The sequence below is a fragment of the Dyadobacter sp. BE31 genome (genome assembly GCF_031457695.1).
Lineage (GTDB): Bacteria > Bacteroidota > Bacteroidia > Cytophagales > Spirosomataceae > Dyadobacter.
This window is the reverse complement of record NZ_JAVDXA010000003.1, coordinates 209,983-233,519: the sequence shown is the minus strand read 5'-3', so window position 1 is coordinate 233,519 and position 23,537 is coordinate 209,983. Positions and strand designations below refer to the sequence as shown.

20 protein-coding genes are annotated in these 23,537 nt (G+C 48.2%); 3 read left to right on the top strand and 17 right to left on the bottom strand.

The genetic code is table 11. The annotated features are described in order from the left end of the window. Window positions 1-24 precede the first annotated feature (24 nt). The 6 genes from J2Y43_RS16660 to J2Y43_RS16635 are packed head-to-tail and all read right to left on the bottom strand — an operon-like array spanning window position 25 to window position 6,548. On the bottom strand, window positions 25-882 hold the full coding sequence (locus J2Y43_RS16660) for a beta-1,6-N-acetylglucosaminyltransferase (protein WP_309984683.1): 858 nt from the start codon (window positions 880-882) through the stop codon (window positions 25-27). Window positions 883-899: 17 nt separating this feature from the next. Then, entirely contained in the window at window positions 900-2,366 is a 1,467-nt protein-coding gene (locus J2Y43_RS16655; protein WP_309984681.1) for an O-antigen ligase family protein, read from the bottom strand. Beyond that, window positions 2,366-2,512: a hypothetical protein gene (locus tag J2Y43_RS16650; RefSeq protein ID WP_170118753.1), complete on the bottom strand. Its 147-nt coding sequence runs from the start codon at window positions 2,510-2,512 to the stop codon at window positions 2,366-2,368. The genes J2Y43_RS16655 and J2Y43_RS16650 overlap by 1 nt, the downstream gene beginning before the upstream one ends. Before the next feature lie 12 nt (window positions 2,513-2,524). Next, the gene (locus tag J2Y43_RS16645) at window positions 2,525-3,697 is read right to left on the bottom strand and encodes a glycosyltransferase (protein ID WP_309984679.1); all 1,173 of its coding nucleotides are present in this window, start codon (window positions 3,695-3,697) and stop codon (window positions 2,525-2,527) included. Then, window positions 3,694-5,874 (bottom strand): lipopolysaccharide biosynthesis protein, encoded by a 2,181-nt coding sequence (locus J2Y43_RS16640; protein ID WP_309984677.1) that lies wholly within the window; start codon window positions 5,872-5,874, stop codon window positions 3,694-3,696. Before J2Y43_RS16640 ends, J2Y43_RS16645 begins: the two co-directional genes overlap by 4 nt. Further along, entirely contained in the window at window positions 5,871-6,548 is a 678-nt protein-coding gene (locus tag J2Y43_RS16635; RefSeq protein ID WP_309984675.1) for a TolC family protein, read from the bottom strand. The genes J2Y43_RS16640 and J2Y43_RS16635 overlap by 4 nt, the downstream gene beginning before the upstream one ends. Before the next feature lie 158 nt (window positions 6,549-6,706). Here J2Y43_RS16635 and J2Y43_RS16630 point away from each other — a divergent pair, with 158 nt between their 5' ends. After that, the gene (locus J2Y43_RS16630; protein WP_309984673.1) at window positions 6,707-7,267 is read left to right on the top strand and encodes an acyltransferase; all 561 of its coding nucleotides are present in this window, start codon (window positions 6,707-6,709) and stop codon (window positions 7,265-7,267) included. 16 nt (window positions 7,268-7,283) lie between these two features. On the opposite strand, the gene J2Y43_RS16625 is transcribed toward J2Y43_RS16630, so the two are convergent. The 4 genes from J2Y43_RS16625 to J2Y43_RS16610 form a co-directional block, all read right to left on the bottom strand. Beyond that, the gene (locus J2Y43_RS16625) at window positions 7,284-8,495 is read right to left on the bottom strand and encodes a sugar transferase (protein WP_309984671.1); all 1,212 of its coding nucleotides are present in this window, start codon (window positions 8,493-8,495) and stop codon (window positions 7,284-7,286) included. A gap of 14 nt (window positions 8,496-8,509) precedes the next feature. Continuing rightward, the gene (locus J2Y43_RS16620) at window positions 8,510-8,899 is read right to left on the bottom strand and encodes a response regulator transcription factor (RefSeq protein ID WP_309984669.1); all 390 of its coding nucleotides are present in this window, start codon (window positions 8,897-8,899) and stop codon (window positions 8,510-8,512) included. Between the two features lie 340 nt (window positions 8,900-9,239). Beyond that, window positions 9,240-10,265 (bottom strand): hypothetical protein, encoded by a 1,026-nt coding sequence (locus J2Y43_RS16615; protein WP_309984667.1) that lies wholly within the window; start codon window positions 10,263-10,265, stop codon window positions 9,240-9,242. Continuing rightward, window positions 10,252-10,842: a sigma-70 family RNA polymerase sigma factor gene (locus J2Y43_RS16610; protein WP_309984665.1), complete on the bottom strand. Its 591-nt coding sequence runs from the start codon at window positions 10,840-10,842 to the stop codon at window positions 10,252-10,254. Before J2Y43_RS16610 ends, J2Y43_RS16615 begins: the two co-directional genes overlap by 14 nt. Before the next feature lie 134 nt (window positions 10,843-10,976). Here J2Y43_RS16610 and J2Y43_RS16605 point away from each other — a divergent pair, with 134 nt between their 5' ends. Continuing rightward, complete coding sequence (locus tag J2Y43_RS16605; protein ID WP_309984664.1) at window positions 10,977-12,836, top strand: von Willebrand factor type A domain-containing protein; 1,860 nt, start codon at window positions 10,977-10,979, stop codon at window positions 12,834-12,836. A 79-nt stretch (window positions 12,837-12,915) separates the two neighbouring features. Here J2Y43_RS16605 and J2Y43_RS16600 read toward each other — a convergent pair whose 3' ends face one another. The 7 genes from J2Y43_RS16600 to J2Y43_RS16570 all read right to left on the bottom strand — a co-directional run bounded on the left by J2Y43_RS16600 (window position 12,916) and on the right by J2Y43_RS16570 (window position 19,668). Next, window positions 12,916-13,500 carry a DUF4202 domain-containing protein gene (locus J2Y43_RS16600; RefSeq protein ID WP_309984661.1) on the bottom strand — a complete coding sequence of 195 codons (585 nt, stop codon included), beginning with the start codon at window positions 13,498-13,500 and terminating at the stop codon, window positions 12,916-12,918. Window positions 13,501-13,522: 22 nt separating this feature from the next. Further along, window positions 13,523-13,993, bottom strand: coding sequence for a hypothetical protein (locus J2Y43_RS16595; protein ID WP_309984659.1), 471 nt, complete (start codon window positions 13,991-13,993; stop codon window positions 13,523-13,525). Window positions 13,994-14,168: 175 nt separating this feature from the next. Beyond that, window positions 14,169-14,546, bottom strand: a complete 378-nt coding sequence (locus tag J2Y43_RS16590; protein ID WP_309984657.1) for a response regulator — start codon at window positions 14,544-14,546, stop codon at window positions 14,169-14,171. Between the two features lie 631 nt (window positions 14,547-15,177). Continuing rightward, window positions 15,178-15,555, bottom strand: coding sequence for a hypothetical protein (locus J2Y43_RS16585; RefSeq protein WP_309984656.1), 378 nt, complete (start codon window positions 15,553-15,555; stop codon window positions 15,178-15,180). 120 nt (window positions 15,556-15,675) lie between these two features. Beyond that, entirely contained in the window at window positions 15,676-16,881 is a 1,206-nt protein-coding gene (locus J2Y43_RS16580; RefSeq protein ID WP_309984653.1) for a T9SS type A sorting domain-containing protein, read from the bottom strand. Between the two features lie 14 nt (window positions 16,882-16,895). After that, window positions 16,896-19,061 (bottom strand): hypothetical protein, encoded by a 2,166-nt coding sequence (locus J2Y43_RS16575; protein WP_309984651.1) that lies wholly within the window; start codon window positions 19,059-19,061, stop codon window positions 16,896-16,898. Window positions 19,062-19,383: 322 nt separating this feature from the next. After that, on the bottom strand, window positions 19,384-19,668 hold the full coding sequence (locus J2Y43_RS16570) for a hypothetical protein (protein ID WP_309984649.1): 285 nt from the start codon (window positions 19,666-19,668) through the stop codon (window positions 19,384-19,386). 275 nt (window positions 19,669-19,943) lie between these two features. Between J2Y43_RS16570 and J2Y43_RS16565 the strand changes: the two genes are divergently transcribed. Further along, window positions 19,944-23,522 carry a histidine kinase gene (locus tag J2Y43_RS16565; protein ID WP_309984647.1) on the top strand — a complete coding sequence of 1,193 codons (3,579 nt, stop codon included), beginning with the start codon at window positions 19,944-19,946 and terminating at the stop codon, window positions 23,520-23,522. Window positions 23,523-23,537 lie beyond the last annotated feature (15 nt).

Below are 23,537 nucleotides of genomic sequence, written 5' to 3'. Positions count from 1 at the left end.
GTCCCCACCCTCGTTGAGATTCGGTTACTTATAATGATGATCCTGAATTTTTCTGTCGAGCTCGCCGATCACCGCCGGAAACTGCGTAAGATCGAACTTACGGGCAAACAGTTTTCCTGATGCCCACATATGTTCCAGGTCCTCCTCTGTGAGTACTTTCGGGCTCGCCTGGCCTTTCGACCAGTCAATATACCTCAAATTATCGTTCACGAGCGAGGAGCGGAATGGGGAATTATACAAAATGGTTTGAAATATAATCTCATCAGGAGCCCAGGTGAGCTTGAAAAACTTCTTAACCACTGGGTGACCGTCCAGATACTCCAATATGTAACGCACTGCATCCAGTGTCAGGCTCATCCACTGCGAGCGTCCTACCGGTTCGAGCCCGGCGGGCATTTTGCGCATGGGTAGCAGCCTGTTCACCCATTTCTGCACCAGGTATTTGCCCGGGAAATTGTAATTGGTAAGGTGGTATTCGGTCAATCTCGGAATCGCTTCCGTCCATTCATTGTGGACGGAACAGTATTCCATGAAGTTCTTCCCGTTATTCCGCGCGAAAAAATCATGGATTTCCAATGGAGACCGCAGCGGATAATCGGCACCGCTGAGCAGGTTTACATATCCAAAATCAATACCCGAATTTACGACAGCCTGAAACCCTCGGAGCGTGGCTTCGACAATACTGTACGCACCCCAGCCGACATCCACACGATCAGGCACAAGTACTACCCGCTCGCGGTCCTGCAAAAAGGGAAATGTCCGGATATCCGCTTTCCCGTCGAGATGAACAAAAAACCATGCATCCCGGTGTTCGAGCGAGCCGATGAGCTTCGACAGCTGCTCCGGTGCCGCATGTGCAAGTATCAGGTGAGCGATTTTCATACGCTGTGGTTCGCTTTCTATTCCCGCTCGTCGAGAATGCGGGTGATATTAATAATGGCTGCTGCCAGGTAGAAATAGATATTCGAAGGAAATTGCACCAGCGCTTCCTGGGGGTAATTGCCGACATTATAGGCAAACACCACCAACAGCATCGCCAGACAATAGGTTTTCAGCTCGGGGTTCCTGATCAGGAAATAGTTGTTGATACCTTCTCTTAAAATAAAGAACATCAGCAAACAGAACAGGAAAAGGCCTACCGAGCCCAGCTCCACCGCAATGCGGACATACCCGCTGTCAGGAGGGAAATTAGCCAGGTACGATTGCGGCGCGAACCGCTGCCCCCACGCGCCCGTAGCACCCAGTCCGCCCCCGATCGGGTGCGTGAGAATGTAAGGTTGAATCCGCTTCTGGTTGTTTTTCCGAGCCTGGAACGAAATATCGTCGTTCGGTTTAAAAGCCGTCTGGAAGCGGACGATGTTGGAATTGGTGGTAGGTACGAAAATCAGGAATACAAAAAACAAAGCGGCAACACCCGAGAAGATGAGTACTTGCCGGTTGATCCGCAAAATCACAAAAAGCACCATCGCCGCGGGTATGAGCACATACGCGCCGCGTGTACCCGAGAACAGCATCGACGAGAAAAACAGCGCGATCATCATGGCCAGTACTACTTTCTGCCAGGTTTTCTTCACGAAGGTCAGCAATGCGATACAGATAATACTACTCACCACCATGTTGTAGGAGAATGCGACCGGATCGGAGAAGATGGAGAACTTTCGCCAGTGCCCGGAGATAAAAAGCAGGTCGGCAACGCCTTCCGAGTCGAGCCAGGCCTGCTCCGCCGCGGAGAAACCGATATATTCCTGCTTGTAAGCATACAAGGCGGCGAATAGCGCCAGTCCGAGCCAGAGTTTGAGCAAAAATCGCAAGAACTGAATAGTGCGGATCTGGTACATGAAAACAAAGTAGGTCAGCATCACGATCGCCACCGCACGAATGGTGTACACCCAGGCCAGTCGCGACTCAGCCGATGGATTGGCCACCTGAATCAGGTTGTAAACGATCCAGATCAGGATCATCACGCTGATAGGCCCTTTGAAAACTTTCCAGTTGGGCCTTCGTTTCTGGTGAATGAAAAAACCGAGGATCAGCAGCCCCTGAATACCATCCATGACGGTCCCAAGCGGGAAATTCACGCCGAGCCGCCCTACAAAAAACAGCAAATAGGCTAACAGGAGCAGCACGGTAATCCCGAATTCGGGAAATGCCACGATGCCATACACGATAGGCGGTCCAAACATCAGCGCCAAAATGCCTACCCCGGCGATAATACCCTGGTAAGCGATCAGCGCCCCGAGTGCAACCGATATTAACAGCAAAATAAGCAGCCCCGTGAGTTTGCGATCGAAGAGCGCGCGCAATCTTTCCACGCGGCCCAACCCTTCGCTGCTTTTCCCGGGAAGATGAATCTGAATGTTTTCCACTAAAAAAACAGGATTTTGAAAAACCAGATAAATACGCTTACCAAAGCGAGCAATAGTGCTGCCTGGCGTATTTTTTGCTGCATGGGCGTAAGCTCGTTGAAGCCCCGTTTCCGCTCGCTGACCTTTTTATCCGGATAAATTTTCATAATAGCCGAGCGTTAACCCTGAGTCTTGTCCTCCTGTCGTGTAGCTACCGAAATCTTGTTCGCACGGCGCGCGTTCACCAGCGCTGTGAGCTGATAGAACATGAATTTCGGAATATTCACTAGCGATTGGTAGATCTTCGGATCGGTGGGCGAGCTTTTCAGCGAAATGTAAAAACCGAGTACAAAAACTACCAGACCGATCAGCCATACCAATGATAACACCGGCGCGATCAGCAGATTGAGCAGCATAAAAAATACCGAAAGCAGCAGGAATATGAACAAAGGCGGCCGCAGCAATACCAATCCGAAAAGTACCTGGTTGAGACTGAAACGGGCAATGCCCTTGAACAGGATTTTAAATCCGTAGGCAAAATACTTGAACCATGTGTTGATCCACCGGGCACGTTGCTTGACCAACTGGTCGGAGCCCGTCGTCTTTTCATCATAAACAATCGCCTTCTCGGCGAATGCAATGCGGTAACCGCGGCTGACAATCCCTTCTTGCAGCACCTTGTCGAAACCCGCACCAGTAACGTCCAGCTGCCCGAGCACTTTCTCATACAGTGCCGTGCTGAATGCCATCCCCGACCCTGCCAGGGTAGCCGACGAGCCAGCGCCGAAAAGGACTTTCCCATCGTAGAAATGGTAGTAAATATCGCGCGCAGCATCCAGGCAAGCGTAGGTAGTATCCAGGTTTTTGGCCTCTCTCACGCCCTGCACCGCCTCATAACCCCGGTTGAAATAGACGTTAAGCTCGTTCAGATATTGGGGATCGGTGAGGTTGTCGCTGTCGATGATCGTCAGGTGCGTGTGGGGACGGACGAACCGGCGGATGGCATAAAAATGCGAACGGGTATTGCTTCCGAGAACTTCCTCCGGACGGAGCAGCAGCACTTTATCCGTCGGGAAACGCAGATTACTGATGTCGCATTTATCGGCAACCACATAAACATGGTAGCGGTCGTAATTCAATTGCAGCAGCGAGCCCACCACGGCTGGCAATTGCGCGGTATACTCGTAGGCCGTCACAATAATGCCGTAATCGGGAAGCCCGCCGCCGGTAGCAGGCCGGCGGGATGTTACAACCTTTCTCAAACCGTAAATCAACAGCAGAAACACCGGAAATACGAGGTTGTACCCGATCGCCGCCTGAATCGCCAGTCCTATCCATTCCAGGATTTTCATACTTCTACCGGTTTAGCCACTTTTCCGGCCTGTTCGGGAATGCTTTCGGTATTGGTAAGCACCCAGCCTGCAAATTTTCCGTTCAAGCCATCAAGGTATTGTATTTTGGATTGATCCTCCGATCCAATGGAACGACCCGCGGCGAAAACGGCAACAACCAGATCCGAGAACGACACCCATTCCTTGGCCCTGTTCATCGCACGCAATGAATCGGTTTCAATCAGAATAATGTCGAAACGAGTTTTCAGCGCCTGCAAACGCTGGCCGATCACTTTTTCATCGGCCAGTTCGAGCACAGAAATATCGCCGGTCTTGGCGCCTAGGATTGTAATCTGCCCGGGCGTCGGTTCCGGCAGGTTATTGGATTTGACAAAATTTTCAAACGGCGTGCTGTCCGGGTTCAGCTTGGAAATGTCCGGCTGGGCGAAATTTCCATCTATAATGAGCACCGTCTTGTTAATCTTCGAGAATGCCCAGGCCAATGCGATCACAAATGGGGTTTTGCCTACTCCATAACCAAGGCTGGTAACAGCGATGATCTTCGGATCACTCATTTCATTATCGAGCTCGTACCGGATCGATCGCACCAGATTCTTGTAAAGCCTTACGGACTTGTCGTCAGACGTATTCATACCTGAAAGGCTCAGGTTCGAATCCTTATCGAGCGCATTCAGGTAACCAAGCACAGGCTTGCCTGTTTCGTTGGCGAGTTGCAGCGGGTACCGGATCGATTTGTCGAGGTAGAAAAGAATAAAGAACACAAAAACGCAGAATGTGAAACTGATCACCCCGGACAGGATCACCAGCACCATTTTCTTGGAAGCCTGCACCTCGCCGGGCATCGCGCGCTCGATCAGGCGCAGGTATATGGGAAAGCTAAATTCGAGACTGGCCTCATTGTAGCGCTGTAAAGCTTCGATGTACTCCTTGCTTGCAATGTCTATGGAGGTCTCGTATTCCTGAATCCTGGCCTCGTTCGGCACCAGCCCGTCGAACTTGCGGTTCAGGCGGTCGAGCTCGCCCTGGATCGATGCCACGCTGTTTTTCGCCAGTTCCAGCGATATTTCCATGCTCAGCTTCTGTGTCACCAGATCCTGCTTCACCACCATCGGGTTGTAGGCATATTTATCGGTGGCTTCATTGATTTCCTCCGAAAGCCGACTCCGCAGCGAATCCAGGCTGAATTTCATGCGGTTGTCGAAATTGCTCAGAATGTAGCGTTCGTTCAGCGCTTTCAGGTTGCTTTTGGTAGCGATGATCTTCTGGTTAATGTCCGTCAATGCGCTTTCGAAATACTTCCGCTCGGTCGGATTAAAGCGTCTGTCGATATTACCGATAGCGGCCGTGTAAGCAATAATGTCCTTTTGGGCAATCTGACGGCGTGTTTCGAAATCGGCCATTTGCCCGTAAATACTCTTCGCCTGCTCGTTAAGATTCAATACCCTGTTTTGTATTTTGAAGTTTTTCAGCGTATTCATCCGGTCATTCAAGGCTTGCAGCTTTTGCTGCATGAAACTGGCCAGGAAGTCAATTGTCTTCTTATTGTTGCCCACCACGCGAGAAGAGTTATCGGAAATAAACTCCTGCGCGAGCGTGTTGATCACGTATGCGGCCAGGTCGGGGTGCTCGGCTTCGAATTCGACGTCGATGTAGTCGCTCACACCTGTGCGGTAAATGATGAGCTTCTCACGGAGCGTATTGGCACCATAGCCCATTTCCACAATGATATCGTTCAGCTTTTTCTCTTCCTGTTTCCACAAAAACAGCTCTTCGTGTTTCTGGTATTTTTGGGTAATCAGGGCAACGGCCTTCGCTTTATCTGCCTTGCTCATTTCTTCCAGCTCACGGACGGGCTCGCGCCAGGTCGAGTCCTTCAATCCTTTTAAGTCATTCAAAATCAAACGATAGGACACCTGATCGAGTGTTCTTTTCAATCGCATGACCTGAATCAGGCTCTCGAATTTACGCGCAATCTGCTGATCCTGCTCGTCTTTGGCGCGGGTTACCACCTGATCGGTCTTATCAACCAACCCGGTCGCGATGCGCGCATGCGACTCGTAGGTGTCCGGCAACCGCCGCACGAGAAAGTAGCAGACAATAACGGTGATCAGCGGAACCAGTATGAGAGTGATCTTATTCCTTTGCAGTAATCTTAAAAACTGTACAACCTCCGTCATTTGATATCTTCTAATTTTTGTCCTAACAATTCTTCCAGACTGCTTTTCGCAATCAAAACCTCGCTTTCGGTATTCAGCAGATTCTGCGCGTGATCGGTCTGCATCACCAGCACCTGGTTGTATTTTTCCAGCGTCTCCTGCCCCATTACAAAGCGTTTTTTTACGTTTTCGAGCATGCTTTCGACGTCGAGCGCCGCATTGGAGCGTACCCGGTAGACCGCCTTTTTCTGGATATAAGTGAAATATCTCTTCTTCACCTCCGCTTCCATGTTCAAATCAAACGACTGCTTGTCGTACTCCGCCGAGGCGAGCTCGCTCTTTGCCTGCTTCACCATGGCCGGCTTTTGCAGGATGGCCCCTATATTGACGAAAAAACCAAATTGATAAGTAAAAGGGAACGAGGCCGATACCGGCGTCGCACGATCATTCTTGGGAACGTACAGATACGAGAAGTTGAAAATGTCGAAATACGATAGTTTCGCCTTTTTGACGCTCGTTTCGGCGGCACTGATATGCGCCTGATACATCTTGATTTTGGGATAATTGGCCTTGCATACGGCTATCAACTTATCCAGGTACGCGTAGTCCACGTCTTTGCTCAAAGATTCCTGAGCACGGGCGCTTTGGAACGTCAAAAAAAGCAAGAGCCCAAAAGCGGCATGTTTTATCGGCATATAAGGACAAAAAATTTATTTAAAATCGGTTTCGCTTGACTTTGCGGCAATACAAAATACTTTTGGTAAAAATATTACTACATCTTACTAATCTAGGCAAAATGTCGTTATCCGCCCAAATCCGGAATAGTCCGGGGCTAAAAAAAATTGTCCACTGGATGCTGATCCCAACTAATCAGGCTCGTCCAAGGCTCTGGGTCCGGATATTTTTGAACCGTTTCTTTCATAAAAGGGGCAAAAATGTCATCGTCCGTCGGTGGGTAAGGATGGACGTGCTGCCTTTCAATCCTTTTTCGATCGGCGACAATTCGATGATCGAGGATTTCAGTACAATTAATAATGGTGTGGGGGCTGTAAGTATTGGCGCCAACTCGCTTGTCGGCCTGGGAAACGTCATTATCGGTCCGGTTACGATCGGCAACGATGTGATTCTGGCACAGCATATTGTTGCCAGCGGCCTGAATCACAACTATCAGGATATTCAGCAGCCGATTCACATGCAGGGCGTCAGCGTGGCACCCATCGTCATTGAAGACGAATGCTGGATCGGGGCCAATGCGGTAGTCACCGCGGGTGTTACCATCGGCCGGCATTCGGTAATTGCCGCCGGGGCCGTGGTTACCAAAGATGTCCCGCCTTATTCGGTTGCCGTGGGAAACCCCGCACGTGTCATCAAAAAATACGATCCCGAATACAAAGACTGGGTGAAAGCGTCCTGACATACGTTTTGCGCCATCACACATTCTCCGACTGCAACAGCGCGGGGAATGTTTTCAGGATGATTTCCATATCCATTTTAAACGAAAATTCGCGGGCATAGGTAATATCGAGCTGCGTACGCTCCTCCTCGGTCATGTCAGACTTACCCTTGCCGCGTTTGGTCACCTGCCACAGGCCGGTAAGGCCCGCAGGCCCCGCAAAACGCAGGATTTTATCGTCGGTGGTCATTTTTTCTGCTTCGTACAAAGGCAGCGGGCGGTTACCCACCAGCGACATATCGCCTTTGAGAATGTTGATCAACTGCGGGAGCTCATCAATGCTCGAATTTCTCAGGAAGCTTCCCAGGCGTGTGATGCGCGGGTCGTTCTGAAATTTCATGAATGCCGCCTTCTGATCCTTCTGGAATTGGTAAAGCTTTTCGCAAATCTCCTTACCGTCATGGAAGAGCAGGCTTTTGCATTGATTTCCAGCGAGGCAATCGTCGCAAAGCCCCTGCGTTTCGATCTGGACAGCCGGCTCGGCTTTGGAATACATATTCAATGCGGCCATTTTCCGGATTAGCTGGTCGGCGTCGGTGCGCATGGTTCTGAATTTGTACAGATCGAAAATCTTGTAGCCGCTCCCTACCCTTTTGGATTTATAAAAGACCGGCCCCTTCGAGTCCAGCTTGATCAGGATCGCCACGATAATGAACACCGGTAACAGAAGAATGACAGCCGTACCTGTCGCAGCAACATCAATCGCCCGTTTCCAAAGGGGCGTCTTATGCCCCTGGGAGCCGATTTTCTGCGAGGCCTTATTGGCCACGTACCACTGCCTTTTTTTGAAGTATTTGATACGGGTAATAAGATCCCCATCATCGAAATTGGCCGAAAAAACATCGTCGGCATGCTTGGCCCGCGCTAAATCGATAGCCTGGCGGGAAAGTCTGTCGACCAGCAACACGAATGGGATATTACCGAAGCCGGCACTGTTCCGGATCGTGTCGAGCAGCTCCACACCGCCGCTTCCATCGTGCGCGACGATCACGTCCGCGGGATAGTTCTCCTTTAATGCACCTAATGCACCGGAGGGGGTATCGAAATACTCCACCTGAAGATATTCCTCGAAGCGCTCGGTAAAACGGAGGTATTCCTGAAAATTGTGGTGGACATAAATAACCCTGAACTGGGCAACGTAGGTCTTGCCTGCCGTTACCGTTTCTGTCGTTGTGCCGGCCAGTTCCATGATATCGTCATCTTTTAAGAGAAGCGTTTACTGCGCCGCAATACGGCGTTGATCTTCGCGTGCACCTCCATTGGGTTGAACGGCTTGACCATAAAATCGTCGGCACCGAGATTCAGGCATTGAATGCGCTCGCTGCTTTCGTCGGAACCTGAAAGAATGATAATGGGAATCTCCGAATACAGATTACTCGCCTTGGCTACTTTCAGGAACTCTTTTCCACTCAGGTTCGGCATATGGAGGTCCGCAATGATGAGATCAGCCTGATTACCCTCTTCGAGCCACAGCATTCCCTCCGAGCCGTCGCTTTTGATCACCACATCAAAGTCCTTCTTAAGAAAATGTTCCAGTATTTTAGTAATGCTGGGTTCGTCGTCTATAATCAACAGACTTTTTCTATTGTCCATGGGTTGAGTATAAGTGGGCAAATATTCGGTATATTACTGTTTAAAACAGCAGGTAATTATTTCGTAGAATTAGTCATAATACTTGCCATAACAAAATTTAAACCAAAAAATTGTATCACCCACCAGCGCATCGGACAGAACCAGGTCAGGAAATGGACACGAAGCACTATTGGGAAAAATTACAAGTTCAGATTTAGTAAAAAATCAAGAGATGAGTAGTCAAGAGCTTGTAGTAAAATTAAATACTGTGGCGTAGATCGCAAAAAATAAACGTCCAATTTTGGAAATATTTTAAAATTACTTCTACAAGTAACCGGTTAACCGTCTGATTTGGACAGAATTATTGTGCTTGCCTAAATTGAAGTCGTATCTCGGCCCGCGATGTTACGGGAATCCCTCTCCTGCGGGCGGGCGCCCAGGCGGGGCCACTACTGATAATGCGGATTGCTTCTTTGTAAAGCTGCTCGGGGCCATTGGTTACAAAATCGGACAATGTGCCTGTGGAACTGACGGAGAATGTCACCACTATTTGTCCGGTTGTAGAAGCAGAGCCCGTATTCTTTTCGAGGTAGGTACGGTAGTCGGCCCACCCCAGGGCAGGCGCAGCCGGCATTGTATCGCCAGGAACAGTTACAGTGTAAGTTTTAGCATTGGCAGACACTGGCTTTGAAGCAACCAGATATTGCGTATCGGCCTTTTCGCGCTCCATTTTCTCGCGGCCTGCCACGGACCTACCGACGGCCTGAGCGGCACTGGGCATCACCAAAACCTGAGAAGGCTGTGGCACCGCCTGAATCTCCTCCGTTTTAATTGGGGAAGAATCTTCCAATGCAATTTCGTTCTCCTCTTGCTGCACCTTCGCATCGGCAAGGCCGGAGGGTGTCAATGTTGTTTTCGGTTTGGATGTTGCATTGGAATGGGGGGCATTTAGTGGGGCGCTGCTCAAAACTGACGCAGACTCCGCTGGGGACTTCGGTACGATCGCAGCCGGCAGAGACTTTATTTCCTCGCGTTTCACAGCAATCGAAGGTTTTTGCAGTGCCTCCGGCTGGTCGCGCAAAAACACAAACCAGTAACTGAACACCGCAAGCAACACCGAGGCGGCCGACGCATAAGCCCATAGCGGCAATGTGTTCCGGTCGGCGCGCCTCACGCGCGCATTTAAGCGCTCCCTCAGTTCTGCGCGGGTGTCCGCCATGCGGCCGTCACGCTCTCGCCACGCCAGGAATCCATCATAAGCCTCTGCTAACAAGGGCTCGGCGAGCATCCTCCCTTCCAGCAAACGCTGTTCAGCCGGCGGCATTTCGCCGCTACAATAGCGTTCGAAATCTTCGAAATCCGGTGTGTGATCGTTAGTAGCTGCCATTGCTTTCGATGCAGATTTTCAACTTCCGCTTTCCATTCTGAATATAACTTTTGACCCTACCTATGTCAAAACCGGTTTGTCCGGCAATATCGCGGTAGCATTTATCTTGCAAGTAAAACAACTCGATGCTCAGCCGCTGTTCATTTGTGAGCTTTTGAAGGCATTCATCCAACGCATCCAACTGCCCGTTCAGCATAAATGCATCATCGCCGATGTCTGCTTCAACTTCCAGCTCTTGTGCCTGTTCATCGGCTTCCTCCTGCCCTGCCGTCGCCCGCGCCATCCTGAGCTTCATCAGGCAGTGGTTCCGCGCGACGCTATGCAGCCAGCTTTTGAAATTCGAAACTTCGTGCTGCCGTAAATCCAAGACCAATTTCTCGAAGATCTGCATGACGGCATCTTTGCATTCCTCTTCATCGCGCAGGTATTTAAAGCAGACTCCAAAAACCATATCCATGTAAGGCTCGTACAACCCTCCCAATAGCGCAACATCGCCACGGCGCCGGTACTCCGCAAGCCGCTCGGCTTCCGGTACCGGTTCGTTTACCTTACCCTGAAAGAATTTCAAAAATTTCACGTGCGTGGGGAGTCTTTTCCGCCTTCTTGTTACTGGATGCGGGTTAATCAAAATTCCATAAAAAAAACTTAAGAACTTTTATGGAATTACCTGCCGGCGCGCATCCAGCGGATAAATATCAAAATCCGAAAACCATGAAAACAAGAGTAATCATTCTGTTAGCTGTCTTTTTGAGTGCCTTTGCATTGTTGCCCGACCGCATCATCAAAGGTACTGTTACAGACGGCTCAAACTTACCCGTAGCGGGCGTGAACGTCACTATCCAGGGCAGCGGCGCCAGCACGGTAACCGACCACGGCGGCCGTTTTTCGATTCAAGTGTCCAAGCTGGCCAGGGCGTTGATGTTCAAAAAAATCGGGTATAAAACTTTGACAATGCCCCTCACCTCAGATTCTGTTTTGAATGTCATTTTAACCCACACGCTGAGAACAGAAGAAATAGCAGATCAAGAATTAGTGCATCCTAGTCAACCCGGGCGCGTGGAAAAGTCGCTGGTTTTCAACCGGGTTGCCGCCGCACCTTCGACGTTTTCGGGAACTGTCACGCAAATACCGGTTGCTACGGAAAGTTACAAACCGATTAACGAGAACGGCTTCTTGTCCGTCGGCCAGCAGCCCGTGACCACATTCTCCGTCGACGTCGACCGCGCCGCATACAGTAATGTGCGCCGTTTCCTGAACAACGGCCAAATGCCACCCGAAGACGCTGTCAGGATCGAGGAGATGATCAATTATTTTGATTATGACTATCCGCAACCTACCGGCGAGCACCCTCTGGCCATCACTGCCGAAACCACCGACTCTCCCTGGAATCCGGGCTTGAAACTGGTGCACATCGGATTACAGGCCAAAACCGTATCCACCGAAAACCTGCCTGCCTCCAACCTGGTTTTCCTGATCGACGTATCCGGCTCTATGAGCGACCCGAACAAACTTCCGCTACTCAAACAAGCCTTCAAACTACTCGTGGACCAGTTGCGTGCGGAAGACAAAATCTCGATCGTAACATACGCCGGTTCTGCGGGGTTGGTATTGCCGCCAACTGCCGGAAGCGAGAAGAAAGTGATTAAAGACGCGCTCGACAAACTGGAAGCAGGCGGCTCGACAGCAGGTGGCGAAGGCATAGAGCTCGCTTATGATTTGGCCAGAAAGTACTTTCTGCCGAAAGGTAACAACCGTGTGATCCTTGCCACCGATGGTGATTTCAATGTGGGCATTTCCAACGAATCAGAGTTACAAAAACTGATCGAGGAAAAACGCAGGGCCGGTATTTTCCTCAGCATAATGGGTTTTGGAATGGGTAACTACAAAGACAGCCATGTAGAAACCCTGGCCGACAAGGGCAACGGCAATTATGCTTACATCGACAACATTCAGGAGGCTCGAAAGGAATTTGTACAGGAATTTGGTGGTACGCTGTTTACCGTCGCCAAGGATGTGAAGATCCAGATCGAGTTTAACCCTGGGTATGTACAGGCCTACCGCCTGATTGGCTACGAAAACCGCGCATTACGTAACGACGAATTCAATGATGACAAGAAAGATGCCGGTGATATGGGCTCGGGGCACATCGTTACGGCCATTTATGAAATTGTGCCCAAAGACGTCCACAGTTCATACACCGGCGCAACCCATCCTTTGAAATACCAGCAGAATAATGCGAACACAACCGGCAACGGCGATGAAATGATGACTGTCAAAGTCCGGTACAAAAAGCCGGAAAGTGAAAAGAGCATTCTTTTCGATCTGCCGGTAAAAGCCACATCTGTTGCCTTTGAAAAATGCTCTGAAAATCTGCGCTTTGCCAGCGCCGTAGCGGAGTTTGGTTTGCTATTGCGGGGCTCTGAATACAAGGGGAAAGCCACCTATGCGGATGTGATCCAGCGCGCCCGAGGCGCATTCGGGAAGGACAATGAAGGGTATCGCTCTGAGTTTGTGCAATTGGTAAAAACTGCGCAAAGCCTGGATGGTTCGCAGGAAACGGCCCATAAATGAAATAAGCGAAAAAGCCAGGTAGACTTCCACCTGGCTTTTTCGCTGACATTACTGGCTGAGACTATATATTAACTTAACGTCAATCTTCTTTGAGCGCCTTCAATATCAGATCCCTACCGACATTGCTGTACTGTAAAGACAAAGCTGCTTCCCTGCCGGGATCGCTCATTTTGCCCCAGGTTTTGCGGAGGATCTCGATCATTTTCTCCTCGGTCATTTTGGCGATCAGGTCGTCGTATTGATATTGAAGAAAAACGAGGCAGAGGGCGTTTTCCATGGTCTGCACGTCGGTATCGCTTTTGAGGCGCTGTTTAAGGACGATCTGCTTTACGCGGTTGATCACCTCCTCATCGTAACCTACGCTGGCAAGAATTTCGGCAGCGATGCCCGCGTGGTACTTTGACAGGTCGCTACGCCATTTGAGATAACCTACGCGGCCATCCGGATAACTTTTGCGCGCAATTTCCCAGCGCCCGATATGCTGGCACCTCGATGCCAGAAGCAGGCTTTCGTCCGCCTCCGGGTCCAGCTTCGTAACCCACTCGTAGAGTTTGAGCGCATAGAAATATTCAATAGGATATTCCACATTTTCCCACACGACACGCTCGGGAGAGCGTTTATTGTAGTCGTCAAAAAGTTCAAAAGCCTTGTCGAGCTTGCTCATGGTGATTTAGTATAGGTAAATGTTATGGTGCCGCCTTGAATTTCAGGGCAATGGTAGTCATTCGCGGATAATCGTAGGCGGTGCTTTGTGTTTTCATGACGAAAGATCCTTTTCGGACATCATCTGGCCGCACCGTCCATGCTCCTTTGCCGTTTCCTTCCGGCGCGCCAATCGTAATATCGCTTTCGTTGACCTGCCATTTGAGCAAAAAAGGTGTGGCCTCTCCCTTGAAAACTCCGGAAAAAACGCCGCCCTTTTTCACCTGGACAGTTTCCATGTACCGCTGAAAATCGATGCCGCCGAATTGCTGCGTCATTTTACCATCCTTGAAAGTAACTGCGTCGTTGACAACAATTTCCTCGATTTTCCATTGAGAAACGGCGGTAAGCAAATCGGCTGCCTCTTGTGGCGTGCCGGCGGGACGGTTGCAGGAGCTGGCCAAAGCGGTTGTAAAAGCAAGGAGTACAAAAACGAAGAATCTCCGGAAAGGCATGATGATCTCTGGTTAATGGCTAGGCGCAAATATAGCCACAACCTCACCGGACTTTCGATTTAAGTCGCGGGAATTTTATCACCAGCCAAGGCGTAGAAACCTGTGAAAGTAGCAGACCGGACGTTCGAAGTCCTGATGTAAAATGCCTAATGGAATTGACGGCGGTAGAAAAGCATTATGATTTGAGAAGCTCTCTGAGCAGCGGTATTTCAAGGGGCTTGGGCAAAAGCTGGATAATGTAGGGATTGGCCTCGGCTTGTTCGATGTCGGAAACATCTACGGTAGACGAAATCATAAACAGGCGAATCCGCTTTCGGACCGCCTTAGGTAATTGGCCATACTGCTCGGTGAATTCAAAGCCGTTGAGCCCAGGCATTTGAAGATCGAGCAGGATCACCGTATCAGGCATGTCCGAGTCCTGGGTACGGAGGTATTCTATCGCCTGCTGCGCTGAGCTAAACGTCCTTACCGTTTCGGTCAAACCACTTTTGAGCAGCAGCTTTTCCTGGGTAAACTGATCGAAAACACTGTCGTCTACGATAATAAATTCCATTTTCTAGTAAGAGAAGGGTACAGAATATCACACAACAACCCAAGACAACTGGATTCTTCCTACTCTACATACTATTGTTTTTGTAGAAATAGTTGTCGCAAATAAGCTACAAAGGTTCTAAATCTAACTGAAAAATCGGCAAATATGACTTAATACTTTCGCCGAGCCATGGTTTTAGTACAAATTCGGTCACATATGCCGGATAGTACAATCAATTGCCCGCGAGCGGTCAGTGCCTTATTTCTTCATCGGCCTATTGCACGGCTATCGTTGAGTGGTGAGATCTGACAGAAGGGGCTACTGAATGTAAAAGATAAACAAAAAATTCCGAACGCACAAAACGGCGTTCGGAATATGCACTAACACACACTTAATGATAGAGCTCCACAGGCTATTAGAAGTACTTAATTTTGTTCTTCAGTATAACCAGGTAGAACAACCCAAGCCAACGCTGAATACGATGTTTCATCTTTATGCACGAATTGAGTAAAAAATATATTAAACCGAAGCGTTGGTTTATCTTCAATAAATAGGTTTTGGCTTTGACGAATACAAGTTAACTACAATGATAGAAGTAACTGCCGTTATTACTAAACCTATTAATAGTATTTTTTTCATATCGATAATTTATTTATTTTTTATTTAATTCCATTTGATCAAGCCCCTCAACATCCAAAATAATCTGATCACAACTTCTGCTAATTACCGAGCATTCATATCTTTCGATATTTCCATTAGAAAACCTCGCATTTAATATCACAAGGTCTTGATCAAGTTCCCAATTGCAAGTTGGATTTCCATATGCTCCAAATATCAAACCTTTGCTCTCTTTCAGAGTTCCGTCACTCTTAAATGTCATTTCTTGTGATTTATCTTTCTCCGAAACCAATTTAGCATTCCAACTATTTATAATTTGCTGTGCCAAAGGTGGCGGAACACATTCTTTATCCTTCTGACAAGCGGTCGTAAACGATACTATGAATAAGGTTAATAAAAATCCAGTTCTCATTTGTAACGAAGTAAATGTTGAAGATAGAATTCAGTGACAGCGTGGTGCCTCAAAGTGAACAGGGAAGGAAAAGGCACTCACGCTATCAGCCTGAACCAATTACTTACACACAATCCTATACTATCGGGCTATCACAACCTTATAGCTCTGAGATTGTCGACTTTGTTTACGCGAAAGTTTCACTACATAGGTGCCAGAGGGAAGATTCTTGACATCAACCTCTTTCACCGGCACTGACGGTGATGTATATACTTCAACGCCTTGTGCATTGTATATTTTAATACTGGCTACTGTGTTCCAGTCTTCTGTCGATTTGAAATTGAGTTTGTCACTCACCGGATTCGGGAAGAGCGTATATCCTGTTTTGAACTCAAATTCAACATTCCGAATCTTGCTAAGTGCGAAGGTCCCGTCTTTGTCAATCATTTTGAGGCGATAGAAGTTGTTGCCGTTCATCGGGCTGTCATCCACTGCCGAGTAATGTACCTCCACCGAACTTTCTCCTTTTGCGGCAACAGTTTTCAACTTTTCCCAAACTTTGCTATCTGCGCTACGCTGCACTTCGAAGTAGTCACTGTTTGACTCCTCGGATGTTGACCACGTCAACGTAGCAGTGTTTCCTTCACGGACGGCAGAGAAGTTTACCAACTTTACGGGTAATGGCGTTGCAAGAGTCGAACTTGGGCCTATCGTGTTCGCACTATTGCCATTTAAATCCCCCCATTTGGATCCCGTTCCGCCCGTTCCGAAACCGGAGGCAGCACAGCGTAACTGTATTTTTGCACCTGAGCCTGTACCGGGTGTCCCGATAATAGTTCCTGCTGGCCATGACATCGTAGCGGTGGCTACATGCGTAGGCGTTGTAGTAAACGGATCCGATTGCATTGTTCTAATCGGTGTAAATTTAAATCTTGTATCGTAACCAGCTGGGAGAGTCCCAGGAGCTAAATTTTGTGGAGCTTGTATGTCACTAAGCTGATTATTTGTTTTGACAGCCTGCCAGCCGATTGGCAACGTGTAGACTGTTGTCCCATCAGTACCAAAGTCAAGATCAAAAGCTACATCTCCACTTTGGAAGCCAAACTCTGTCCCATTTGCGACCAGATAGTTAACATAAGCCTGGCTCGCAGACATGTATAGATCGAATTTCAACGTGGTTGGTGACATGGAGCCACTTGGACTGTTGGTTACCACGAAGTTTCGGGTTTCAACCAATATATGCGGTCCAGGGGCAACGTTGTCGATTGGAGTTGTCTGTGCTGCACAAAATTCTGATGTTAAATTCATGCACAACAAACCAATTACAATTTTAGAGATTTTTTTCATACAGGGTGTTCGATTTAATAGTTAATAAGTGAAGAATATGGTGCTACTACATTATTAAAGTATTCCAAGTTATAGTCGCTAGCGTCGACGATACCATCCATATTCAAATCAGCAATTGAATAGACATCGAACGGCGCTACTTTGTTAACTTCATACACATCATTGAAATCGGAGGCGTCAATTATTAAGTCCTGATTTGAATTTATGTCACCTACCCACATGCACCATATTCCATTCTTCTGAACCATTTGAGGAGGATCGCCGAATGCATTGGATGCTTGCGAAAGCGCAGTTGTAAAGTCGTAGTTAAGCGTGGAACCAGCGCTAAAATTCGGAATGGGGTTGCTCATGATTGCCAGGTGATTGCGATGCTTCACTACCACTCTGACGGATTCAGATTGAGGGTTAAATGTCGTGGGGAGTCCATTCCTGTCTACAATACTTCCGTTCGGTTTGAGCAGGAGGCTTTTCGACTGCAACACAGTTTGAGGTGATGAACCGCTTCGGATTTCCACAAAAACCCAGTCAACCACTTCACCAACGGCTCCCGCGGGGTTGTTGATGCTTGGATAGGAACTGGAAGCAGCATACGGAGCGCTTGTCGGGAGGAGCCCAGTTCCGCCATACGTCTGCAAATCATTTTTCATTTTCAGAGCCCCTCCCGATATGGCGCCTTGCAGGGCAGCTTTAAGGCTAAGTTGAACGTTGCTGGCACAGAGCGTGGTTGTAACCTTCACTTGTGCTGTTGAGTTGTCTGTGTTATAGCAGTTTAGTACAGGATCGTAAAAGAAAGCATAGTAAGTCCCTGCCCCCACCGCCGAAGCATTGCTTACGGCATTGCCCGTGTGCGCGGGATTATTAAACCATACAAGTTGAGTGTTAAGAGGAACGTTGGCGACGGTCGTCGTTAAATCTGCTGTCATAGATGGACAGGTGTTTGTTATTGAACTGGGCTGCACTGCTACTTGGTCCTTACCTGCTTTGCAGCAAGGGGTTTCAAAATTAACTGTGACAAATGACGTTGACGTGGCTACTGAGAATGCTCCCGTCGAATTGCTATAATAAAATGGGTAATAAGTGCCGGATTGGCTAATTATTGCATTCTCTATTGGCTGACCTAAGTGCTTATTATTATTAAACCACTTTACAATGCCTGCATCCGCAGGATTAACCAATTTATTAATAAGGCTATAAGTTGAGTCCGGACACTTTATCGTGAGCGTACCACCCAATTTGAGAGGTACCTGGGTAGGTACATAATTCACCGTCACCTCAGCTGTGGAGACTACTGATTCGAGAGCATAACAAGTATTGGCAACGTGATAGTAGAATGCGTAATATTCTCCGGGAGTGACAAACGTACCATCCGGTGTATTTGGGATGATTGCGCCATTGATTGAATTAGTTAATTTCCATACTACACTTGCGCCGACGGGCATTGAGCCCGTATCAACAGTAGTCCCTAAATCAACGGTTTTGTACGGCCCCGGAAACCTTGTATTCACCTGAGTACTAGTCAAAACAACTTGCTTGTCCTTCGGCAGAATGCAATGCAGTGGTTTGGTCCAGATATCGAAGTTTACAAACCCCGATCCTATATCTGTGTTTCCGGATAACGCGAAGGAAACTTCGGTAGTGGTAGGGGTGAATTGAACGAATTTTTTAAGCCATTGATTTACATTGCTGCCGAAATCCGTTTTACTGGTTGCTAATAAAGTCGGGACAGGCCCCACGCTTCCAATCTGTAAAGTTGCAGAAGAACCAAAATTTGTCGACAGCGTCCGGGATGAGGAAACTGCATACTCCATTGTGTATTGCATTCCGGGAATAAACCCAGAGACAATAAATTCAACTTTATCTTTTCCGACAGGGCCGCTTAGTAAGGTAAGGAATGTACCATATTGTGGAGAGTCGGAGTCAACTGTTGTATAACCTTGGGATACAGAAGCGGGCGAGGGTAGTTGGATAACTGATCCTTGCTGGTTCCTCCATGGGAACTGCCCACCTTTTGATGTAACATTTGAAACTGACGGCATCCCAGAAACAACCGAGTAACCCGAAGGCGCACAATTGTCACAAGGATCATTAACGGTCTCCGGAAAAAATTGGGCAAACGTAAACGTGCTGCTCAGCAATAATTTCACCAGTAATAGTGTGAAGGATAGCAGATACTTTTTCATAATTATATTGCATTTTAATTGAATACACTTTACACAATCGCGGCTCTACACATGATAATTCGGGCGATTCAATTTCGGCTTCATTTAAATTATTGATTCAAATCTACATCCACCATCCCTCCCAAAAAGAATCCGATGAGTAACTGGTAGCGATTAAAAAACCATCGGTATTTTTTGTAAAATCTGTAATTCGAAGACCGTAATTATCAATAGAAACTGCATTATTGATTTACATTTCGAAAAAGAACGCCGCGGCAAAATTGCCGCGGCGTTGCTTAACTTTATACCCTATAACAATTATGATGCGGAGCCGATGGCGCGTCTAATTCCAGTTGGGGCGGAATATGATGATGAGCACGATAAAGATGGCTGTGATCACGACCGGTACGGCCATCACCCATGCGAGGATGGATGCCGTGGTCAGATCTCCTATATATATGTAGTATATGGAGGCTAAGACGACGACGCCGATCGAGATCATTACGATCCAGAAATAATGCCGGGGTTCGTCGGGCTCTCTCTTCATGACTATATAATATAAGTAGTAGCTGCCCACCGCGAGTACCGCGGCGCAATCGATTAGAAGGCCTGTCAGATAGAGTCCCATGACGATAGTTCGTTTTTGATGAATGGTTAGGTTACCACTGGTGTCTTAAACAAATGTTGTCCAGATGGGCAGGTAATAAAAATAGGATGTGTGAACGGTGAGCTATCATTGATTGAATGGTCAAATTAGTTGGGCTGCCTTAAAAAGGGGTTTGACGAGTGCCGGCAGCAGCCAGATTTCCGTTAATCAACTCGTACCTACCTTTTATTCATCAATATTTACTTTGATTTTTCTTATGGTTACCTTACATAACCTGCGAAAAATCCATCCCTTACATGCGTCATAATCAGCTTACTTGGCTCGTTTGCTTACTTTGGTCATTTACGTCCGAAGCGCAGTTTGTCTTTCAGAATCTTAGAGAGGAAGACGGGCTCAGCGCAAAAGATGTCCATTGCTTATATAAAGATCCGGATGGGTTTCTTTGGATCGGCACAGCGAATGGGCTTAACCGTTTCGATGGGAACACTATCAAGTACTACGACGACCTGCGGACGGACCGTCATGTGGATGTGAAATGCATTCTCCCGATAGACGGAAGCAATAATTTGCTCGTCGCCACTTCACGCGGCCTGAAACTCTTCAACAAGGCAACCGGGAAATACAGGGCCGACGAACGCTGGAAGCCGCTTGCAGGTAAGCCTATCCTTTCAGTTAAAGAAGATGGGGAGCACAGGCTCTGGTTTATCTGTCGCTCCGAAATCTTTATCTACGACGGCGCGAAAATGTGGAAATTGACGGATTTGCTTCCGTGGGCCGAACGCATGTCCGGCCAAGACCTTTCTTTTGCGGCTGAGAGCGCTTTTTGCTGGGACGCCAGAAGAAAGGGATTCTGGGTGGGTGGTTATCAATGCTTTTTCATCGATTTCAAGAACAAGGCAGTCTATGACAGCACCGATAACCCGCACCAATGGCCGATCTTAAAGAAAAAATGGGTGACAGCCATTGCGCTCGACAAAGATGCCAATTTATGGTACAGCACAAGCGCCGGTTTCTCGCTCCACTTCTCCAAGCCCGACATCGCGAGTGACACTTCCTACCTCTATCTGGATAATGTCCGCTCCACCGATGGCGCCAATTACCTCTTTGTTGATAGCCAGAACAGACTGTGGATTTCGACCTGGATGTATGCAGCTTATATGAAAGAACCGGGAAAACCTATCCGTAAGCTATTTTACAGTCAGGATGATGCGTTTTCCATCGGCTACGGATTCTTTTACCACATTATCGAGGACGATGAAAAAGATCTCTGGTTCGCCACATTAAACGGGCTGAGCAAACTGACTTACAACAATCCATTTGAGACCGTTTACCGATTGCCCAGCAGGCCATTCTTTCTTCAGGTGAATTTTGCGAGCAATAACACGTTGGCAGCCAGGGGTGATACTATTCTGGCCATGAAAGAAGACGGAATTGTGCTGTTTACCGAAAGAGAAAAGATCTTCAAACAATACATCGCATCAAAAGAAGTACTTTTAAGAAACAGATTTTCGGGCTGCGCCTATTCAGCAGGGACATGGTGGTTTGGCGGGGACGGAGGCTTGTACAGCCTTCGCAACGGCGATAAAGAACTCCGCAGGTTTACGCACAGCAAGCTCCCCAAAGCTTTCTCTCCCGGCAATTTCGTGGTCATTGATAACCAGGGAAGAGTTTGGTTCCAGGTCTTTAAGGACGCACTGTACAGGTTCGACCCCAAGACGAATATCTGTGACCGGTTCGATGGGACCGACGACCGGTTTGGCCACTTCAATTACAAATTTTGCCGGAGTGCGCTAAAACTGCGCAATGGTGATATCCTGTTCGCCATTAAAGGCGAGGGTATTGTCCGCTTTTCTGAGCGGACTCAGCGATTTTCTGTTATTCCTGTTCCCGACAAGAACAGCTTCCACGCCATGCAGCTTCTTGAAGACCGGGCCGGGAACTGGTGGGCGGCGGTCTGGGAGCGCGGGCTATATAAACTTAACGACCAAGGCCAGTATATTGACAGCCTGACGCCGCGAAACGGATTTGTCACAACACAAATCAATAGCATTGCACTGGACAAACGCGGAGCCATATGGGCGGCCGGCCCGAGCGGGTTACTGTTCTTTTTCCCGAATACCAAGAAAGTGACACGCGTCCGCATCAACCTGGGTAAGACGTTGCAAGACTACTGGAATTACGTGTTGGCTACACCGGATCATATCTATGCCGCGATGCTGGATCACATTGTTGTAATAGATCCCATGAAGTTTGCCCGGATACCTGTTAAAAAGCCCCCGCATATTACCTCTGTGAGAGTTTTGGGAGAAGAAATTTCCGACTTCCTCCCGACATCGTTCGTTCTACCACCTGAAAGGGATTTTATCACATTCCAATATGCTTCCATAAAACATCGGGACGTCCCGTCGTTGCAGTACAGTTACAAGCTCACAGGTGTTGATGATGATTGGGTGAATGCGGGCAGGAGTATGACAGTTAGCTACAACAGCCTTCCGGCTGGTGATTACGTTTTCAAAGTCCGGAGTACAGACGAGCACGAGCGGTGGATGAATCAGGTTGCGACGGTGAGAATTCGAATATTGCCCTATTGGTGGCAGAGCTGGTGGTTCCTATTGTTGGTAGGTTGCGTATCAGGAGCGTTTCTTTACCTGACTTACAACAGCTACTTAAACCGGAAACATAAACGGGGACTTGCCAAAACAATCGAGTACTTTGTGAACTCGGTGTATGGTGAAAACTCTGTTAACGAAATATGCTGGGACATTGTCCGCAGCTGTACGGCGCAGCTGCACTTTGAGGACTGTACTGTTTTTCTATGGGACGCCGATAAACAAAAGCTGATTCAGAAAGCTACATATGGGTCAAAGGGCTTGATCGAAAATGAAATCGTGAACCCCTTGGAGCTCGAATTGGGAGAAGGCATCGTTGGCGTAGCGGCCAAAATCAAAAAGACATTAATTATACCTGACACCTCGCGCGACCCCAGGTACATACGACAGGATGCCAATAAGTTCTCCGAAATCGCAGTCCCAATTCTCCATGAAGGAAAGCTCATCGGCGTGCTGGACTCCGAACACACCAAAAAGAACTTCTTCACGGAGGAGCAGGCGCGCACGTTAGTGACGATCGCTTCCATAAATGCGAATAAAATCGCCGAAGCACAGGCAGAAGAGGAAGCAGCCAGGAAGGAGATTATGCTACTTGAAATCAACCGGATGCTGGCGGAGAGCCAGCTGATGGCTTTACGGGCACAGATGAACCCGCATTTCGTATTCAACTGTCTCAATAGCATCCAGGAGTGCATTGTCACGCAGAAATACGGAGAGGCCAGCAAGTATCTCAACAAATTCTCGAAGCTCTTCCGGATGGTGCTCAACAATTCCGACCGGAACCTTGTGTCGATCGAGGAGGAGAAAAACGTACTTCAACTATACCTGGAACTCGAACAAATGCGGTTCGAACAGAGTTTCGTGTATACCATCGATATTGACGACGACCTGGAAGCGGACGATATACTTTTGCCTTCGATGCTGTTGCAACCGTACGTCGAAAATGCCATCTGGCATGGGCTGATGCACAAAAATGGTTACCGCGAATTGAAAATCGCCTTTGAGCGCATTGATGAAGAAATATTCAGATGTACGATCGATGATAATGGAATCGGACGAAAGAAGTCCTTTGAAATCAAAGAGCGTAATGCCACCACCAAACGGCACAAATCCAAAGGCTTGCAAATTGCCAAAGACCGCCTCATGCTGATAGACCGGCAAGGCCAGCATGCTTCGGTGGAAATCGTCGACAAATATGATCCCAACGACGTTGCCACCGGCACCGTCATCGTGATCGAACTCTCCACATCACTGGAACATACCTGATTTAGCACTTTAAAC

Coding starts and splice junctions, on each gene's coding strand:
- J2Y43_RS16660 (WP_309984683.1), bottom strand. CDS start 882: ATGAAAATCGCTCACCTGATACTTGCACATGCGGCACCGGAGCAGCTG.
- J2Y43_RS16650 (WP_170118753.1), bottom strand. CDS start 2,512: ATGAAAATTTATCCGGATAAAAAGGTCAGCGAGCGGAAACGGGGCTTC.
- J2Y43_RS16645 (WP_309984679.1), bottom strand. CDS start 3,697: ATGAAAATCCTGGAATGGATAGGACTGGCGATTCAGGCGGCGATCGGG.
- J2Y43_RS16640 (WP_309984677.1), bottom strand. CDS start 5,874: ATGACGGAGGTTGTACAGTTTTTAAGATTACTGCAAAGGAATAAGATC.
- J2Y43_RS16635 (WP_309984675.1), bottom strand. CDS start 6,548: ATGCCGATAAAACATGCCGCTTTTGGGCTCTTGCTTTTTTTGACGTTC.
- J2Y43_RS16630 (WP_309984673.1), top strand. CDS start 6,707: ATGCTGATCCCAACTAATCAGGCTCGTCCAAGGCTCTGGGTCCGGATA.
- J2Y43_RS16625 (WP_309984671.1), bottom strand. CDS start 8,495: ATGGAACTGGCCGGCACAACGACAGAAACGGTAACGGCAGGCAAGACC.
- J2Y43_RS16620 (WP_309984669.1), bottom strand. CDS start 8,899: ATGGACAATAGAAAAAGTCTGTTGATTATAGACGACGAACCCAGCATT.
- J2Y43_RS16615 (WP_309984667.1), bottom strand. CDS start 10,265: ATGGCAGCTACTAACGATCACACACCGGATTTCGAAGATTTCGAACGC.
- J2Y43_RS16605 (WP_309984664.1), top strand. CDS start 10,977: ATGAAAACAAGAGTAATCATTCTGTTAGCTGTCTTTTTGAGTGCCTTT.
- J2Y43_RS16600 (WP_309984661.1), bottom strand. CDS start 13,500: ATGAGCAAGCTCGACAAGGCTTTTGAACTTTTTGACGACTACAATAAA.
- J2Y43_RS16595 (WP_309984659.1), bottom strand. CDS start 13,993: ATGCCTTTCCGGAGATTCTTCGTTTTTGTACTCCTTGCTTTTACAACC.
- J2Y43_RS16590 (WP_309984657.1), bottom strand. CDS start 14,546: ATGGAATTTATTATCGTAGACGACAGTGTTTTCGATCAGTTTACCCAG.
- J2Y43_RS16585 (WP_309984656.1), bottom strand. CDS start 15,555: ATGAGAACTGGATTTTTATTAACCTTATTCATAGTATCGTTTACGACC.
- J2Y43_RS16580 (WP_309984653.1), bottom strand. CDS start 16,881: ATGAAAAAAATCTCTAAAATTGTAATTGGTTTGTTGTGCATGAATTTA.
- J2Y43_RS16575 (WP_309984651.1), bottom strand. CDS start 19,061: ATGAAAAAGTATCTGCTATCCTTCACACTATTACTGGTGAAATTATTG.
- J2Y43_RS16570 (WP_309984649.1), bottom strand. CDS start 19,668: ATGGGACTCTATCTGACAGGCCTTCTAATCGATTGCGCCGCGGTACTC.
- J2Y43_RS16565 (WP_309984647.1), top strand. CDS start 19,944: ATGCGTCATAATCAGCTTACTTGGCTCGTTTGCTTACTTTGGTCATTT.